This is a genomic window from Planctomycetia bacterium, from assembly GCA_021413845.1.
Lineage (GTDB): Bacteria > Planctomycetota > Planctomycetia > Pirellulales > PNKZ01 > PNKZ01.
Genome location: JAIOPP010000070.1, coordinates 98,334 through 115,515 on the forward strand (window position 1 = coordinate 98,334; position 17,182 = coordinate 115,515).

Genomic DNA, 17,182 nt, shown 5'->3' on the forward strand with positions numbered 1-17,182 from the left:
GGAGGCGATTCGGCAACGCTTGGTTGTAGCTGCCGGGAATATACATCCCCGGCTAGGGAACGATTTGCCGTCGCTTACAGCAACTCCGCGATCGGTTTGCCGTCGGGCAAGATCGACATCGGGCGGCGGGCGTGGTCGAGGAATGACGTGTGGTTCGGGTCGATTCCCAACTGGTGGAACATCGTCGCCCAGAGATCGTTCGGCGAGAGGGGCCGGTCGTGCGGATGCTCGCCTTTGTCATTCGTCGAGCCGACGACTTGCCCCATCCGCAGACCTCCGCCGGAGACCAGCACCGACATCGCTTGCGGCCAATGGTCGCGGCCGGGTCTTCCTTGGGCGTAGCTGATGCGTGGCGTCCGGCCGAACTCGCCGGTGACGATGAGCATCGTGCGGCGATCGAGTCCGCGCGTGTGGAGGTCTTCGATCAAGGCCGAGATCGCTTGGTCGTAGTACGGCAGCCGCCAACGGGCATCGGTGAAGATGTTGCAGCCGACGGCGTGCGAGTCCCAATTGTTCGTCGTATCGGTTGGCCAATTGCGGCCGGTGATCGGCGAAAGCATCACGACCTTCACGAAGCTTGCGCCCGCTTCGACCAACCGCCGCGCCAAGAGGGCCCGCTGCCCCCACGGGTGCAAGCCGTAGCGTTCGCGCACGCTTTGCGGTTCGTACGAGAGATCGAAAGCGCGGCGCGCGACGTCGGCCGTGAGCAGGTCGAGCGCGCGGCGTTGGAATACGTCGTTCGCGGCCATCGAGCCGCCGTAGTCGCGGGTGTCGGCCGTCGTATCGAGCTCGCGCAGCAGACGGACACGGCCTTCGAGACCGGCGCGAGCGCGCGGATCGATGGCGAGGTTCTTCACCTGGAAGTCGCCGAGGCTCGGATCGCCGGCGACCGAGAACGGCCGCATCGCTTGGCCCAAGTAAGACGAGCCGAGAGTGAAACCATCGTAATCTTCGCGATCGGCGTCGATGAGAGCCGAGTAGTTCGGCACGCCCGCTTGTCGCGACTCGCGCATCTTCGCGACGATCGAGCCCATCCAAGGGAACTCGTTGACGTTCACTTCCGGAGTCGCCGGCTCGCGCCCGGATAGGACGCGCTTCAAGGCTCCGCCATGATCGGAGCGGGTATGCGAGATCGAGCGGATCAACGAGAACCGGTCGGCGACGCGCGCATGGAGCGGCAAGTGTTCGCTGACGTCGAGCCCGGGAACGACGGTGTGAATCGGCCGGAACTCGCCGCGAATCTCGCTCGGGGCATCGGGCTTGAGGTCATAGGTTTCGAGATGCGGCGGCCCGCCCGGCAGATAGACGAAGATCACCGATCGATCGGACGGGAGGGGCGCACCCTCGCGCGCACGAAGCGTCAGCGGCTGGATGCTGTTCGCGCCGAGCCCGCCGAGCGCGAGGGAACCGAGCTTCAAACACTCGCGCCGCGACAATAGGCTTCCGCGCCGCGGCAACGGGCGCGCACCGACCGAAGAGGGATGATCCACGAGCGATCCTCACGGAAGAGTGGATAGAGGCGGTGAGGGACGAGCAGGCGGGCGTTGTTTACTTGGCGAGTCGTTTACTTGGGACTGCGTTCGCTTGGGGCTGCATTCACTATCGTCGTTTAGTGTCGGCCGCCGTTGCAAACATGTCAATAAATGATGACCGGCGGCGATTTAAGATAATCGAGCCGATCGCGCTCGTGCGAGATGCAGATGTACTTGCCGCCTAAGTTAACCTCGATCTCACGGCATTGGGTGCTTCTTAAAAAACTCCCAGATGAGATCGTTCGCCGCGATGTCTTTCGTCGTCCGGCCGAGGATGGCGATGTTCATTTCGCGGCCGGGCCAAGTATGGCCCCCGCCGTCGATTTTCACCAGCACGACTTCGCTCCCTTGCTTGCCGCCGGCATACGTCGTGCGCGAGACGGTCGTGCCGTCGTCGGATTTGTCGGGCAGCGCTTCGACGATCGGCTTCTCGACGCAGGCATCGTGCTCGACCCAAAACTTGATCGTATCGTCGACCGAGCGAAACTTCACCAGCTTCGGAATGCGCTGGCCGGGACCGTTCCAGGCGACGAACGTGTCGGCCGTGCCGTGGATCTGCAGGACCGGCACCGCGCGCTTCGGCTCGGGCTTCTCCAGCGCGAGCGTGCCCGCGACGGGTGCGATCGCCGCGATGCGGTCGGAGAGTTCGACGGCCAAGCGATGGCACATCATCCCGCCGTTCGAGATGCCGGTCGCGAAGACGCGCTTCGGGTCGACGTTCGAGACCGTCGTAAGATCGTCGAGGATTTGGCGCGTGAACGCGACGTCGTCGCGCTTGCTTTCATCGACGCCGGACGGGATGCCGCCGGAGTTCCAGACGAAGATTACGCCGTTGCGGCCGGTGCCGTTGGGATAGACGGCGATGAACGTTTCGGCATCGGCCTTCGCGTTGAGGCCCGTCAGCGCGACGGTGATCAGGCCGTTCGTCGCGGCGCCGTGGTAGCAGAGGACGACGGGAGTCGGCTTCGTGTGGTCGTAGTTCGTGGGGACATGCACCAGAAACGTCCGCTCGACTTCCCCGACCACGACCGTGCGACGATGCTCGCCGGGCGTGAGAGGCTCCGGAGGCTTGGGAGCGTCGGCAGCGAGCGCGAAGCAGGTGAGAAGTGCGAGCGTATTCATGAGCACGTTTCTGGAACTATTCGGCGAACTCTCGGAAACTCAGAAGCGACCCCTGAATTTTAGCGGTCTCCTGGCCGGCTTCGCTTCCCTCCTTTCGGTGATTCCCTTTTACGATCTGCTTATTTCGAATCTGCTTTAGGGGCTTTCCCCGAGGCCGGCTGATCGTCGTCGTCGTCTTCTTCTAGATGGAAGCGATGCAGAATCCGATGGAAGATCGGGGCCGTGATGACCGCCATGATCGAGAGGAAGGCGATGCCGCTATAGAGGGCATAGAGCGAGGCGAAGAGCTTGCCGCCGTCGGTTCTCATGGGGTCGACCGGGCCCATGCCGGTGAGGATCATCGAGGCGTTGAGCAAGCCGTCGAGCCAGGCGAGCTCGCCGAAATAGCAGTAGCCGACCGCCCCGAGCACGAGCGACACGATGCCGATGCCGTACGTGATGCCGAGGCTGCGCAGCATTCGGCCCATGAAGCGGTAGCGGGAAAGAAGCGGCTCGGATTTGTGTTCGAACATAGTGGGCTCGGTCGCAAGCGGGAGTAACCAGAGGGTGATAGTAAGAGAATCGGCTCCCAGATGGGTATTTCTCGCCTCGGTCGGCGGATTCCCGTCGGTAATCATTCGGGCCTTCACGGCCTTTAAGGGGCGGCAAATATGGAAGGATCGGCAAAAAAATCTTTCTCGATCGGCCGGTTGCCGATACACTAGATAGCGGCACTTGAATTCACTTCGTCGCACGTCGCTCTTAGGCTTAGGGGCGACCGTGCAATGTCGTCGTTTCTACGTGCCGGCTCCCGCCCCTTGCTTCCGCTCGCCTCCCCTTCCCTCCCCTGTGATCGGTGTCGCATGCTCGCTCTATCGCGACGACGCGCTGGTTTCGTTCGCCTTGCCCTCGTAGCGCTTTCCGCTTGGAGCTGCTGCGGCTCGTCGTGCATTTCGTTCGGTGCCGCTCCGGTCGCCGCGACGATGAAGACCGACGCCTCGAAGCCGGCCCTGTCGCAAGCGATCGATCGCCTGATTTCGGCCGGCGGCCCTGGCCTTCAAGCGGCACAAGCCGACGACGCCGAGTTTCTCCGCCGCGTCTATCTGGATCTCGCCGGTCGGACGCCGACCGTCGTCGAAGCCCGCACCTTTCTTACCGACAAAGCCGGCGACAAGCGCACCGCATTGGTCGACCGCTTGCTGGCGAGCCCTGAGTTTCCGACGCGCATGACCGAGGCGTTCAACGCGATGCTCATGGAGCGCCGCGGCGAACATGACGAATGGCGCAAGTTCCTCACGACCTCGTTCCAAAAGAACGCTCCCTGGGACGCGATCGTGCGCGAGATCATCGACCCGCGCGACAACGACGAGAATCTGCGCGGTGCTGCGTTTTTCGCCGTGAATCGGCTCTCGAAAGTCGGCCAACAAGAGACCGACTACCCCGGCCTGACGCGCGACGTCGGCCGGCTGTTTCTCGGCATGGATCTGCAATGCGCCCAATGCCACAACCACCTCTTCGTCGAATCCTACAAGCAAGTCGACTTCCAAGGTTTGTACACCGTCTTCTTGAACACTTCGATTCGCGACGAGAAGTTTCCGGCGCTGAATGAAAACTTGATGGCGAAGAAAATCGACTTCATGTCGGTGTTCGATAAGCAGCCGTTGCAGACGGGCCCGCGCGTGCCGGGCCTGAAGGAAATTTCGATCCCGACGTTCAAGGCCGGCGAGGAATATCTGGTTGCTCCGGATAAGAAGAAGAAGGTCCTCGGCATTCCGAAGTTCAGCCCCTTGGAAGAGCTTGCCAAGGCGGTGACTTCGCCCGAGAACCGGTCGTTCCGCGAGAACATCGCCAACCGTCTGTGGTGGCTCGTGATGGGGCGCGGCATCGTCGATCCGCTCGATTTGTTCCACGCCGAGAACAAGCCTTCGCATCCCGAAGTGCTCGCTCTTTTGAGCACGGAGATGCAAACTCGCAAATTCGAAATGCGCTCGATCTTGCGCGACCTCGTACTGTCCGACACCTACGCGCGCGGCAGCCGCTGGACGGCGACCGAAATAAAGCGACCTGCGCCGGAAACCTATGTCACGGCGGTTGCGAAGCCTCTTTCGGCCGAGCAAATGTATAACAGCTATCTCACGGCGACCGGCCCGCACGATCCGAAAACGGCAACCCCCGACTTACGCAAGCGTTTTATCACGGCCTTCGCCAACCCGCCGAAAGAGCCCGAAGTCGAGTTCGCCCCGAGCGTGAAGGGGGCGTTGTTCCTCTCGAACGACAGCAATGTCTTGGAGTTGTTGGTGCCGAAGTCGGGCAACTTGGTCGATCGGCTCGGCAAGATTTCGGAGCCCGATGCTTTGGCCGACGAACTTTACTTGGCCGTGTTCACACGTACGCCGACCGCCGACGAGCGAGCCGAAGTCCGGCGCTTGCTCGGCATGAAGAAGATCGAGAAGACGAAACTGCTCGGCCATTTGGTTTGGGCTTTGACGAGCTCGACCGAGTTTTGCCTCAATCATTGAGAACGCGAATATGCAGAAGCAGACCAACGATCTTTACGCAGACCTCTGCCGTCCGTGGGAGCACCAACTCTCGCGCCGCAAACTGCTCGGCAGCGCCGCGGCTGCCGGCGCCGGTGCGCTCGGGATGGGTGCGCTCGGTTCCGGTTCGCTAGGCTTAGGCAACCTGCTCTCGGCCGCCGAAACCGGAGCGCTTAAGAAGAAGAGCAAGCAAGTCTTGTTCGTCTGGATCGACGGCGGAATGAGCCAGTTCGAAAGTTGGGATCCGAAGCCCAACTCCGAATTCGGCGGGCCGTTTCGAGCGATCGATACCTCGGTCGCGGGAATTAAGATCAGCGAGTTGATGCCGCAAACCGCCAAGCAAATGCATCACCTGTCGATCGTGCGCAGCATGTGTACGAAGGACAATGCCCATTCGTCGGGCGTGGCGCGCATCCAGCGCGGCGACCCGAAGAATCGCGGCGTCGTCTATCCGTTTTTCGGCTCGGCCGTGGCGAAGTTCCTCGGCCAAGGTTCGACGGGCTTGCCGCCGTATGTGAGCATCAAGCCGGGGAGCGGTGGTTTCATTTATCAAGATGCCGGGTTCCTCGGACCGAAATACGGAGCTCTTGCTTTCGGCGACGGTAAGCCGCCGGAGAACTTGCTGCGCAGCACGCGCATCACTTCCGAAGACGACGAAGTGCGCAACGCCATGCGTCGCAGCGCCAACGCGCGCTACGCCGAAGGTCGCCCGGCGGAACCGGTCGAGGCAATGGACTTCGTCTTCGATACGGCTCAAGAGTTGATGAAGCGGAGCGATCTGTTCGACGACGCGAAGTTCTCGCCGCAAGATCGGCAGCGCTACGGCGAAACCGATTTCGGACGCCACATGCTGCAGGCCCGCAAGTTCCTCGAAGCGGGCGTGACGTTCGTGAAGGTGACGAGCAACGGTTGGGACACGCACGGCGACAACTTCAACGGCCACGCCGACCTGATGCCGAAGTTCGATCGCGCCTTCGCCGCGATGATCGAAGACCTCGCGACGCGCGGCATGCTCGACGACGTGCTCGTGATCTGCATGTCGGAATTCGGGCGGACGCCGCGCATCAACGGCCACGTCGGCCGCGACCACTTCCCCGAGGCTTGGAGCTTGGCAACGACCGGGCCCGGCATTCGCCGCGGCAACGTGGTCGGCGGCACGAACGGGTCGGGCGCATACGTTACCGGTCCGGAGCACGACATCGGCCACCTGTTTCATTCGTGGTTTAAGGTGCTCGGCATCGATTCGAAGAAAGACGAATACGACAATGCAGGCCAGCCGTTGCCGATCGCGCACGACGACTGCTTCCCCGTCCCGGAACTACTCAGCTAACGAAGACACGATTCCGCGAACGAACGCCCGCCGGAACGCACGGAGCAATTGCGATGGCCGAAACGAAGAAGCCCGAAGTCAAACAACCCGAAGTAAAGGCGCCTGCCGCTCAAGCGCCTCCGGCGAAAGCACCGGAAGCTAAGAAGCCCGCCGAGGTAAAAAAACCGGAAGCGAAGAAGCCGGAAGTAAAGAAACCAACCGAGCCTTACGTTATTAAAACGTTGAACGACAAGGCGAGCATTCTCTACTCAACTCGCTTCTCGCCGTGCGGCAAGTATCTCCTCGCCGGCGGCAACACGGGCCGCGTGCTCCGCTGGAGCGCGGTCGACGCGAAGGATCCCGCTGCCGAAGGTGCGTTTGCGGAAATGCCGGCGCTCGCGGGCCACAACGGTTGGTTGCAAGGTCTAGAGTTTGCGCCGCAAGGCAAGCGCGTCTTCACCGGCGACTCTTGGGGCCGGCTTCGCGCTTGGGACTATTCCACTTGGACCGCTGCGGCCCACGAGCCGCAACCGATTTGGGACTTGCCGCAAGCCCACGACGGCTGGCTGCGCCACATCACGGTCTCGCCGGATGGCAAGACCGTGGCGACGTGCGGGCGCGATAAATTCATTCGCCTCTGGGACGCTGCGACCGGCAAGAAGCTCGGCGAAGTTCGGAACCCGACCGATGTCTTCCTCGTCTTGTTCTCACCGGACGGCTCGACCCTTGCGTCGGGCGATCATGCGGGCCTTGCCAAGCTCTGGGACATGAAGAAACCGCTCGCGGCCGACGCGAAGCCCGTCAAGGAGTTCGATGCGAAGAAGCTCGCGCTTCTCAACCGACTGCAAGATGTCGGCGGTGTGCGCTCGATGGCTTTCACACCGGACGGCAAGCAATTGCTCGTCGGAGGAACGCAGCCGAAAAACGGCGGCAACGTGCAAGGGACGCCGACGATCTTGACGTTCGATATCGCCACCGCCAAAGAAGCGAAGCCGCTGCTGGAGTTAGGTGCGTATGTCTATCCCACCGAGATCCGCTTTCTCCACGACGGCAGTTGGGCCGTGACGCTCAGCGGCAATCCGGGATCCGGCAAGCTGCTGCTCATGAAGGCCGGAGAGACGAAGCCCTACTTCGAATCGACCAAGCTCTCGAACTGCCACTCCGTCGCCGTTCACCCGACCGTGCCGCGGCTCGCGATCGCCGGCTTCGGTGATGGGGTCGGCGGCAACGGCCGCGGGAAGAACGCCAAGCCGGAAGAGTATCGAGCCACCTGGACGCCGATCAGCGTGCTCGACATTCCGGACAAGAACCAAACGGCATAAGTCTGCGGCCGTTTCTTCTGCCGTCGCGCGCTCGCGTGCGCTTCCGTTTATTCATCGAGCGGCATTCATCGCCGCGACTGACGTTCCTGCGCGTCTGCCCGGCAAGCCTAATCGGAAAACTCGTCAAAACCGTTACGACCGTCGCCGCCTGCCCCTTCCGCTGCGTGAAGAGTAAACTAAGCTAGAGAACTCAGCGAAGCTTTGCGGGCGGCAGACGATGGAAAGTGCCGTTCTTCAGCCGTACTTGAATACGTGCAGGCCCGGAAGCTTCGCTGGTGTTTACCCGCCCGCCCAACGTCTGCGCGACACACGTTTTCCATGACGCATAACCAACGACTCCGCGGCATCTTCACGCCGAATATCGTGACGCTCGATGATGCCGGCAACATCAACGAAGCCGAGCTGCGCCGCTATACGGAATGGTTGATCGGCAAAGGAGTGCATGGCTTATATCCCAACGGCTCGACCGGCGAATTCACCCGGTTCAGTCCCGAGGAACGCCGACGTATCGTGGCGATCATGGCCGACCAAACGCGTGGTCGAGTGCCGATTCTCGCCGGTGCCGCCGAGGCGAACGTCAAGGAAACCATCGCCGCCTGCGAGTATTACCACTCGCTCGGAGTGCGGGCCGTCGCGATCGTTTCCCCTTACTACTACAAGCTCAGTCCGGCCTCGGTCTACGCCTACTTTCTTGAGATCGGTCGCAATACGCCGATCGACGTGACGCTGTACAACATCCCGATGTTCGCGTCGCCGATCGACGTGCCGACCGTGCAACGCTTGGCCGAAGAGTGCCCGAAGATCGTCGCGATCAAAGACTCGTCCGGCGACTTGCCGCACATGATGCGCATGATCGCGGCCGTGCGACCCCTCAGGCCCGACTTCAGCTTCCTCACCGGTTGGGAAGCGGCCTTGCTGCCGATGCTGATCATCGGTTGCGACGGCGGCACGAACGCCACGAGCGGCGTCGTTCCGGAAGTAACGCGGAAGATGTACGACCTCGTGCAAGCCGGAAAGATCGACGAAGCTCGCGAACTGCAATACAAGCTTTTGAAGCTGTTCGACGCGATGCTCTACTCGGCCGACTTTCCGGAAGGCTTCCGAGCGGCCGTCGGGCTGCGCGGCTTCAAGACCGGGATCGGCCGGCAACCGCTCGCGCCGACGCAACACGACCAACTCGCCACGCTCCGCAACTCGCTGCAATGCATCTTGGCGGAAGCGGGCTTCGCCGACGAACCGGTCGGCGGCTGCAAGATCAACGTTAAGGATTCGTCGCCGCAACCGGAAGAAATCACCCGCATCGTCTCCGGCGTGATCGCCGAACTGAAACGCCGAGGAATAGCGTAGGAAAATCAGAAACCAGAAACTAGAAATGAGAAGGTTCTTTAGTCCTGTCTTTCTTCTGGTTTCTAGTTTCTGACTTCTAGTTTTCAATAACCGACCACCGACCACCGCTCCCATGAACTCCCTCGCTCTAATCGAAATCAGCAACTTGTCGCCGGCTCTGTTGGCCGTCGATCGCTGCTTGAAGATGACCAACGTCCGTGTCGTCGGCATCGAAAGCACCGACGGCGCAGCGCAGTGCATCAAGCTGCTCGGTTCGCCGTCCGACGTTGCCGAGGCCGCGCAACAAGCGGTCGACCTCGCTAAAAAGATGGGAGCCACGGCCTTTTGGTCGACGCTTCCGAACCCGCTTCCTGAGATCGCCAAACTAGTCAATAACAAGCCCGCGTTCAGTCCCACGTTCGGCGACTACGACACGCGTGTTCCTAAGGAGAAGCCGATGAGTGCCGTTGAATCGATCGGACTGTTGGAAACCCAAGGCCTCGTCGCCGCGTTGCACGCGACCGACGACATGTTGAAGAGCGCTTCGGTGAAGCTCGTCGGCAAAGAGAAGATCGGCTCGGCCTACGTGACGATCATGATCAAGGGAGACGTCGCGGCCGTGCAATCGGCGATCGCAACCGGCAAGGCGACGGTCGAACGTCTCGGCGGCAAGTTGATCTTGGCCGACGTCATCGCTCGCCCGCATCCGGACTTGGCCGCGCTGTTGCCTTCGTAAGTGCGTTGAGTTGCCCCATCAGCCGGTACGCGTTAGCGTCCGGTCGACACGCAACGCCCCGCGATCGAATTTGCTCCAAAACCGGGGGCTAACGCCCACCGGCTCATCATCGACGCGGCAGGCGCACGACGAACGTCGCGCCTCGCCGCGTCGCTGCGTTTGCGGCGCCGGCGGTTTGCGGATCGACCGCGATCGTGCCGCCGTGATTCGTGACGATCCGCCATGCCTTCGGCAGGCCCATGCCCAGGCCGCGCCCCGCTTCGCGCCCGCTGTAGAACGGGTCGAACAAATGCTCCCGATGTGCGTCGGGAATTCCCGGGCCGTCGTCGCGCACGAAGAGTTCGAGCCACTCGTCGCTCGGCGCGCGTAGCTCGATCTCGATTTTTCCGCCCGGCCGCATCGCGTTCAGCCCGTTATCGACGATCGCGCGCACGGCCGTTTGGATCTGCTCGCCGTCGACCTCGGCCAGCACCGGCTCACGCGCCCCGACGCGCTCGAGCGTGAGTTCCAGCGTCGCGGCTTTCGCCCGGAGCGTGTCGATCGTGCGATCGATCAACCGTGAAACGTCGCAGGTCGTCGGCCGCGGCCGCGGCGGCCGCGCGAAGAGCATCATGTCGGCGATCATTTCATGCACGCGCAGCGCCTGCATGTGGATGATCGCCAAGTCGCGCCGTCGCTCGGGATCCCGTTCGTCGCGCAGCAATAACTGCGCTCGGCCCGAGATCACGGCGAGCGGATTATTGATTTCGTGCCCCGCGCCGGCGGCGAACTCGGCGAGCGATTCAAGCTTCGCGGCCAAGAGCGCCGCGTCGAAGTCGGGCTCGTTAGAAAGCTTCGCGGTGCTCGGCTTTGAGACGGTATGCTCCGCCCCGGCTTCGGCGGCGCGAACGTCGTCGAGAGCGCGAGGCGATGCATCGTCGGTAGACACGCGTTATCGGCTGGTCGCCGTTTCCATGTCGAGCATGCGGCACATCCGTTCGATCAGCACATCGACTTCGAACGGCTTGTGCAAAAACTCGTTGGCGCCCGCGAGCTTGAGATCGGCGATCTTGTCTTCTTCCACCATGCCGGAGATGCAGATGATCTTCACCTCTTCGGCACCGTGATCCTTCCGCACCCGCTGGCAAACTTCCTTGCCGTTGATGTCGGGCAGCATAACGTCGAGCACGATCAGGTCGGGGCCGTATTCCTTCACCAGCATGCCGGCATCGAAGCCGTTGTTGGCGATGCGGACCTCGAAGCGGCCGTCGCGGGCCAAGACATCGGTGATCAGTTCGACGAGTTCGACATCGTCGTCGACGAGCAGCACCTTGCGCTTGCCGCTCTCGAGGGCATCGGTCGGGATGCCGTTATCCTTCATGAACGAGAACAATTGATCGCGCGGAATGCGACGAAAACGGCTCCCCGGAACTCGGAAGCCTTTGAGTTGTCCGGAATCGAAGCAACGAATAATCGTCTGTTGACTGACCTTACAGATCTTCGCTGCTTCGCCGGTCGTGAATACGGTTTTCATGCGGCCTATACCACCCTTCTCCCTAGCCGTCGTGCGGCTAGTATCAGCGGGACCCTAAGCATCCGATGCTATTTGCAACGCTCCTAGAGTTCCTAATCCTCCGTGTTACGCCATGCGGAACTTAGCTTTAGCACGCGTAGTCCGTAAACCGTTTACTATCCTAACCCTTTGCAATCGTCAGCATCGTCCGTTATTTCCCGGATTGCCGATATTGCCATCTGCAGCGATTATAGGGATGGGATGGATCGCGTCAAGATTAGTCGCATATTCCTAATGCGTTGATAAATAGACACTTACGAGAAATGACTTGACACGACGCGGGATTTCATCGGAAAAAACCGGCGGGCTTACGCCTGATCGCCAAGTTCTCCAGACAAGTGCCGTGCGATGTCGGCAACGGCGAAGTCGCAAACCCCGATACTTCCTATTCGTTCCCCCTCGCTTTAGTTAGCGCCCTTTTAAGAGCTCGGCGAGCGGCATTCCGTTTGCTTGGAGTGAGAGCGTCATTCCCCGTCGCGGTGAAGGCTCCGTCTTCTCCGTCCTTTCGACGCATCCCAAGTAAGGAGTATGAAAATGTCACGCATGATGTCCGATGTCGCGGACGCGGTCCGAACCGCTCCGCATCGCGAAGGTGGTTTAGCGAAGCCGATCGAAGAAATGACTGCGAAGCTTCCTTCCGACACGTTCCTCTGGCTCGCCGCCGGATCGATCCTCGCTTCGTTGGCACTTAAGGCCTCGAATCGCTGCGCCGACGCCAATTTCGTCGGTCAATGGGCTCCGACTTTCTTGCTCCTCGGCGTCTACAACAAGCTCGTCAAACAACTCGGCCACGATAAATACGATCGCGGATAACGATCGAGTTCGCCGACGCTCGCATCGGCGGTAACGCGCAACCATCTCATGAGGGCTCGTCGATCGATCTTCGACGAGTCCTCATTTTTTGCGCTCGTTTCCATTCGCAGAAAACCATCGATAGTTAGTTCGACGAGATTATCTGGTCTATGGCAAAGCTAAGTCCGATTGATCAATCGCCGACCGCCGATGTGCATTTTGGTCACGGCACATGGAACATATGTTCAAAGTAGCAGGCACGTTCCACGTGCCGTAGCCACGTGCGCCGTTCCAGCTAAGTGCAATATCGGGCAACACCTCCCAGGCGAGCGGCCGGTGTGAACCGGCCGTTGGCGTGTTCCGTAACCAAGCCGCTTTGGTTAAATGAAGTCCTCCGTGGCTAACGGCACGTGGAACGTGCCTGCTACTTTATTATCCATCAAGATAAACCCGCACGAGGGCCAAGTCGGCCGGCGTGATGCCGCTGATGCGCGATGCCTGCGCCAGCGACACCGGCCGCACCCGGGTCAGTTTTTCCCTGGCTTCGATGCGCAGATGCTTGATAGCACCGAAGTCGAAGCTCTCCGGGATCCGCTTCTCGGCGAGTCGCTGATTCCGCGCGATCTCCACTTCTTGCCGCGCCACATATCCGGCATATTTCACATCGTTCACGATCTGCTCGGCCGCCTCGGCCGAAATAGCCGCGAGTTCCGGGCAGCGGGCCACGACGTCGGGCCAGGTGATTTCCGGGTGCGTCAGATATTTGCCGAGCAGTTCTTGCTCGACCCGAACCGTTTCGAGAATCTCCATCGCCCGCGCGATCTCGGCGAGTTTCGCCGCTAGCTTGCCGCTTCGCTCGGGATCGCTGAGCCCGACGCGCTCGGCGATCGGCGTGAGCCGGCGATCGGCATTGTCGTGCCGCAGCAGCAGCCGATATTCGGCCCGGCTCGTGAACATCCGATACGGCTCGTCGACGCCGCGCGTCACGAGATCGTCGACCAAGACGCCGATGTAGCCTTCGTCGCGCGAGAGGACCAGCGGCTGGTCTCCCCGTGCGGCCAGCGCCGCGTTCGCGCCGGCAATGAGGCCCTGCGCGCCGGCCTCTTCATAGCCGGTTGTGCCGTTGATCTGGCCGGCCAGATAAAGCCCGCGCACACCCTTCGTTTCCAGGCTCGGGCGCAGCTGATCGGGTGGCGAGAAATCGTATTCCACGGCATAGCCGTAGCGCATGATTTGCGCCTTCTCCAAGCCGGGAATCAAACGAAAGATCCGATCCTGTACATCGCGCGGCAAGCTCGTCGACACGCCGTTCACGTAGACTTCGTGCGTGTGTCTCCCTTCCGGCTCTAAGAACAATTGATGCCGATCTTTGTCTGCGAACCGCACGACCTTATCTTCGATCGACGGGCAATACCTTGGGCCCGACGATTGAATCTGCCCGGAGTACATCGGCGCGCGATGCAGGTTCTCGCGGATGAGTGCGTGGACCGCTTCGTTCGTGTACGTGATGTGACACGGCATCTGCGCCTGTGCGACCTTCTCCGTGACGAACGAGAACGGCCTTGGCTCGTCATCGCCGGGCTGGAGCTCGCAGCGGTCGAAGTCGATCGTCCGGCCGTTGATCCGCGGCGGAGTGCCGGTCTTGAATCGTTCCAACCGCAGGCCGACGCGCAGCAGTGCGCCGCTGATGCCGGTCGTCGTCCCCTCCCCTGCTCTGCCGCCGGGCGTCTGCGCTTCGCCGGTGTGCATCAGGGCCCGGAGAAAAGTCCCCGTCGTGACGACGAGCGCTCCGGCCCGATATTCCGCGCCGCCGCGTACCTTGAGCCCGCGCAGTCGCGGGCCGTCGTCCGTCGCTTCGACGATGAGGTCTTCGACCGTTTCTTGGCGCAGGTCGAGGTTCGGCTGACATTCGACGAGCCGCTTCACTTCGTTCTGATACGCGCGCTTGTCGGCCTGCGCGCGAGGGCTGTGCATCGCCGGCCCTTTGCGCAGGTTCAGCATCCGAAATTGAATGCCGGTCGCGTCGATCACGCGCCCCATGATGCCGCCGAGCGCATCGATCTCGCGCACGATCTGCCCCTTGGCGACGCCGCCGATCGCCGGGTTGCAACTCATCTGGCCGACCGTGTCGAGGCTCACGGTCAACAGCGCCGTCTTCGCGCCGAGCCGCGCAGCAGCCATTGCCGCCTCGGTTCCGGCATGGCCCGCGCCGATCACGATCACATCGTATTCGTAGATAGAACTATGCATGGAGTTCTATCTTAGCGGAGAAGGGATCGGCGATCAGTTGAAAATTAGAAGCCAAAAATTAAAGTCAGAAACCAGAAATCAGAAACTAGAAGAAAGATAGGAAAGAACCTCCTCCCCTTTCTGGTTTCTAGTTTCTGGTTTCCTGTTTTTTTACCCGTCCAACGTTCGTAATCAACGTCGCTTCCAGTCGATCGAGCAGCTCATCGGCCGTGTGAACCTTGCCGGTCGGCAGTTGGAAGTTGGCGCCGCGCGGGTCGTTCTTCAACGATTCCTCGATCAGCGCCGTTCCCTCGGGCGAAAGAATCCGCTCGAACATCTTGGGCCCGTCGGGCGAGGCGATCAGCTCCGCGAGCATTCGCCGACCGGTCGTGCTCCACGACAATCGCTCGAGCCGATCGTAAGCCTTCGGCAGCTTCGCAACGCCGCGCATGAATTTCCGCCCTTCCGGCGTGCGCAAGCTCTTCGCAAGGAAATCGCGTTCCGGCAGAAACGCATCGTAGAGCGCTTCGTTGTCGGCCGGCGGTTTCCCTTGCGCGATCAAATCGTTGAAGATCGGCTCAACGTCTCCCTGCGTGATTAAGTCGCCGGAAACATAGTTCGGGTTGTTCTTCAAATGCCCCGCGACTAATCGCTGCAAGTCGTCGCGCTCCAGCGGCTTCGGCTTAGCGGCGGCTGCGAGGTCGTCGCCGACAAGCGTCGCCCAGCCGATGGCAAGTAACAAAAATCGCGCGTTTCGCCACGTGCTGCGCGGCCCGTTCTGAGGCAAGTCCATCGGTTCGTTCCTAGCGAAAGTCTGTGGAGTGATGATCGAGGTGTAACGAAAACCTACTCCATTTCGCCTCGCTAGGAGGCTCGCCAAGAAGTTTTTTGCTCACGTTCGTTTTATGACCTACTGTTTAGATACGGAATCTTGCAACTAAGCGCAGGGTCGTGATCCGGCATCGCACGAACACATCGTCGCCGGAATCGCCACCTTGCGTTCGGTCCCCTTCTTTCGCTTCCGTCTCACCTCCGCACGCCGCACTTCCATACTCATCGCTCTCACTTCTACGCATCTTGCGAGTCATCACCATGACCAGCATCTCGTCTATATCCGCTATTGCTCGACGTCGTCATCGCACCACTTCACGCAACCGCCTTGCTTCGCGGCGGGGCGTGATCATCGTTCTCACTGCGATTCTGATGGTGTTCATGCTCGGCATGATCGCCTTCGCGGTCGACATCGGCTACATCGCTAATGCCCGCACCGAAATCCAACGAGCCACGGACTCGGCCGCCTATGCCGGTGCCGGAGCGCTCGTCAACGGCACGACCGCCGCGACGACCGAAGCGCAGACGTTTCTCGTCAATAACAAAGTGGCTGGCCAAACGCTGAAGACCTCGAACGCGACGTTCGAATACGGCAATTGGGATCCGACCTCGCGCACGTTCACCGTCACGAACACGACGCCGAACTCCATCCGCGTCACTGCCAACGCCAACCAGCAGCCTCTCTTTTTCGGCAACGCGATCGGCAACTCGTCGTTCAACGTGCAAGGCAAATCGGTCGCGACGTATCAGCCTCGCGACATCGGGCTCGTGCTCGACTACTCCGGCTCGATGGCCTACGACAGTCAATTCAAGAACATCGGTTTGCTTGGCCAAACCACGATCGAAAACAGCTTGAAACAGATCTACGCGCAACTCGGTTCGCCGACGTTCGGCACCCTGACGATGACTCCCGTCGCCTACGGCACCTCGAGCACGAGCAACACGACCGTGATCAAGAATTTCAAGTTGGATAAAGTCGCCTATCCGTATCCCGGCGGTTCGTGGAGCGAGTATGTCGACTACGTGCAGACCGACTCCTATGTGAACTCGGCCGGCTACCGCAACAAGTACGGCTACCTCACGTGGGTCAATTATCTGCTCTACGCGCAATGCGGCAACGCCGACACGCCGGCGCTGAAGAATTGCAGCGTGCAGCCCGTCACAGCTTTGAAAGACGCGGTCGACGTATTCCTCTCGTTCCTTTCCGAGAACAGCACCGACGATCGCGTCGCCTTGGCGATCTATACCTACAGCGACAGCACGGCGATTCTTGAACAAGGACTCACCAAGGTTTACTCCACCATCTCGAGCATCTGCCGCGGCCGACAAGCGGGCCACTACATCGGCGGCACGAACATTTCGGCCGGCATGACGAAGGCCCGCGTCGAAGTACAGAACAACGCTCGCGTCGGTGCTCAGAAGATGCTTGTGGTCATGACCGACGGCGTCGTGAACTTGCCGAGCGGCAACTCGACGACCGACAAAGCCAGCGTCATCGCCGAGGCGAACCTTTGCGCGGCCGCGAAGATTCCCGTCGTGACGATCTCGCTCGGCGCTTACGCCGATACTGACCTGATGCAGCAAGTCGCCGACATCACGGGCGGAGTCGCGTTCGTCATCGAAGGTGGTCAACCGATCGCACAAGTGCAGGCCCAGCTCGAAGCGGTCTTCGCACAAGTAGCGGCCGATCGCCCGTTGAAGCTCGTGCAGTAACAAGTATCGTCCGGAAAGTAGCAGGCACGTTCCACGTGCCGTAGCCACATGCGTCGCAATGAAGCCAACTGCAGCATCGCGCCGCACGTAGCCTCCGTTCACACGCAGCTCCGTTCAATAGCCCCGGATGCATATCCGGGGCCGCACCGCCACGATCGTTCCTTATCAACTGTGGCGGACGGCACGTGGAACGTGCCTGCTA

Annotated in this window: 14 protein-coding genes; 7 read left to right on the top strand and 7 right to left on the bottom strand. The window is 61.0% G+C overall.

What is annotated here, in order from left to right:
* Window positions 1-74: 74 nt before the first annotated feature.
* The 3 genes from K8U03_12860 to K8U03_12870 form a co-directional block, all read right to left on the bottom strand.
* Window positions 75-1,457 (bottom strand): DUF1501 domain-containing protein, encoded by a 1,383-nt coding sequence (locus tag K8U03_12860; GenBank protein ID MCE9605778.1) that lies wholly within the window; start codon window positions 1,455-1,457, stop codon window positions 75-77.
* 273 nt (window positions 1,458-1,730) lie between these two features.
* Window positions 1,731-2,654, bottom strand: coding sequence for a polyhydroxybutyrate depolymerase (locus K8U03_12865; protein ID MCE9605779.1), 924 nt, complete (start codon window positions 2,652-2,654; stop codon window positions 1,731-1,733).
* A gap of 119 nt (window positions 2,655-2,773) precedes the next feature.
* A complete protein-coding gene (locus K8U03_12870) occupies window positions 2,774-3,166 on the bottom strand; it encodes a hypothetical protein (protein ID MCE9605780.1) in 393 nt (130 codons plus the stop codon).
* Between the two features lie 330 nt (window positions 3,167-3,496).
* On the opposite strand from K8U03_12870, the gene K8U03_12875 reads away from it, so the two are divergent.
* From K8U03_12875 to K8U03_12895, 5 genes are all read left to right on the top strand, one after another.
* Window positions 3,497-5,152, top strand: coding sequence for a DUF1549 and DUF1553 domain-containing protein (locus K8U03_12875; protein MCE9605781.1), 1,656 nt, complete (start codon window positions 3,497-3,499; stop codon window positions 5,150-5,152).
* Window positions 5,153-5,162: 10 nt separating this feature from the next.
* Window positions 5,163-6,500, top strand: a complete 1,338-nt coding sequence (locus K8U03_12880) for a DUF1501 domain-containing protein (GenBank protein MCE9605782.1) — start codon at window positions 5,163-5,165, stop codon at window positions 6,498-6,500.
* 53 nt (window positions 6,501-6,553) lie between these two features.
* Window positions 6,554-7,801 carry a hypothetical protein gene (locus K8U03_12885; protein ID MCE9605783.1) on the top strand — a complete coding sequence of 416 codons (1,248 nt, stop codon included), beginning with the start codon at window positions 6,554-6,556 and terminating at the stop codon, window positions 7,799-7,801.
* 318 nt (window positions 7,802-8,119) lie between these two features.
* Window positions 8,120-9,148, top strand: coding sequence for a dihydrodipicolinate synthase family protein (locus K8U03_12890; protein ID MCE9605784.1), 1,029 nt, complete (start codon window positions 8,120-8,122; stop codon window positions 9,146-9,148).
* Window positions 9,149-9,260: 112 nt separating this feature from the next.
* A complete protein-coding gene (locus K8U03_12895; GenBank protein ID MCE9605785.1) occupies window positions 9,261-9,863 on the top strand; it encodes a BMC domain-containing protein in 603 nt (200 codons plus the stop codon).
* Window positions 9,864-9,969: 106 nt separating this feature from the next.
* Here the strand turns inward: K8U03_12895 and K8U03_12900 are convergent, their stop codons facing one another.
* Window positions 9,970-10,791, bottom strand: a complete 822-nt coding sequence (locus K8U03_12900; GenBank protein ID MCE9605786.1) for a HAMP domain-containing histidine kinase — start codon at window positions 10,789-10,791, stop codon at window positions 9,970-9,972.
* Between the two features lie 3 nt (window positions 10,792-10,794).
* Window positions 10,795-11,376 carry a response regulator gene (locus K8U03_12905; GenBank protein ID MCE9605787.1) on the bottom strand — a complete coding sequence of 194 codons (582 nt, stop codon included), beginning with the start codon at window positions 11,374-11,376 and terminating at the stop codon, window positions 10,795-10,797.
* 585 nt (window positions 11,377-11,961) lie between these two features.
* On the opposite strand from K8U03_12905, the gene K8U03_12910 reads away from it, so the two are divergent.
* Window positions 11,962-12,228, top strand: coding sequence for a hypothetical protein (locus tag K8U03_12910; GenBank protein MCE9605788.1), 267 nt, complete (start codon window positions 11,962-11,964; stop codon window positions 12,226-12,228).
* Window positions 12,229-12,639: 411 nt separating this feature from the next.
* On the opposite strand, the gene mnmG is transcribed toward K8U03_12910, so the two are convergent.
* The gene (mnmG, locus tag K8U03_12915; GenBank protein MCE9605789.1) at window positions 12,640-14,457 is read right to left on the bottom strand and encodes a tRNA uridine-5-carboxymethylaminomethyl(34) synthesis enzyme MnmG; all 1,818 of its coding nucleotides are present in this window, start codon (window positions 14,455-14,457) and stop codon (window positions 12,640-12,642) included.
* A 127-nt stretch (window positions 14,458-14,584) separates the two neighbouring features.
* Window positions 14,585-15,229 (bottom strand): hypothetical protein, encoded by a 645-nt coding sequence (locus tag K8U03_12920; GenBank protein ID MCE9605790.1) that lies wholly within the window; start codon window positions 15,227-15,229, stop codon window positions 14,585-14,587.
* A 383-nt stretch (window positions 15,230-15,612) separates the two neighbouring features.
* On the opposite strand from K8U03_12920, the gene K8U03_12925 reads away from it, so the two are divergent.
* Window positions 15,613-16,980 carry a VWA domain-containing protein gene (locus tag K8U03_12925; GenBank protein ID MCE9605791.1) on the top strand — a complete coding sequence of 456 codons (1,368 nt, stop codon included), beginning with the start codon at window positions 15,613-15,615 and terminating at the stop codon, window positions 16,978-16,980.
* Window positions 16,981-17,182: the final 202 nt, after the last annotated feature.

Coding starts and splice junctions, on each gene's coding strand:
- K8U03_12865 (MCE9605779.1), bottom strand. CDS start 2,654: ATGAATACGCTCGCACTTCTCACCTGCTTCGCGCTCGCTGCCGACGCT.
- K8U03_12870 (MCE9605780.1), bottom strand. CDS start 3,166: ATGTTCGAACACAAATCCGAGCCGCTTCTTTCCCGCTACCGCTTCATG.
- K8U03_12875 (MCE9605781.1), top strand. CDS start 3,497: ATGCTCGCTCTATCGCGACGACGCGCTGGTTTCGTTCGCCTTGCCCTC.
- K8U03_12880 (MCE9605782.1), top strand. CDS start 5,163: ATGCAGAAGCAGACCAACGATCTTTACGCAGACCTCTGCCGTCCGTGG.
- K8U03_12885 (MCE9605783.1), top strand. CDS start 6,554: ATGGCCGAAACGAAGAAGCCCGAAGTCAAACAACCCGAAGTAAAGGCG.
- K8U03_12890 (MCE9605784.1), top strand. CDS start 8,120: ATGACGCATAACCAACGACTCCGCGGCATCTTCACGCCGAATATCGTG.
- K8U03_12895 (MCE9605785.1), top strand. CDS start 9,261: ATGAACTCCCTCGCTCTAATCGAAATCAGCAACTTGTCGCCGGCTCTG.
- K8U03_12905 (MCE9605787.1), bottom strand. CDS start 11,376: ATGAAAACCGTATTCACGACCGGCGAAGCAGCGAAGATCTGTAAGGTC.
- K8U03_12910 (MCE9605788.1), top strand. CDS start 11,962: ATGTCCGATGTCGCGGACGCGGTCCGAACCGCTCCGCATCGCGAAGGT.
- mnmG (MCE9605789.1), bottom strand. CDS start 14,457: ATGCATAGTTCTATCTACGAATACGATGTGATCGTGATCGGCGCGGGC.
- K8U03_12920 (MCE9605790.1), bottom strand. CDS start 15,229: ATGGACTTGCCTCAGAACGGGCCGCGCAGCACGTGGCGAAACGCGCGA.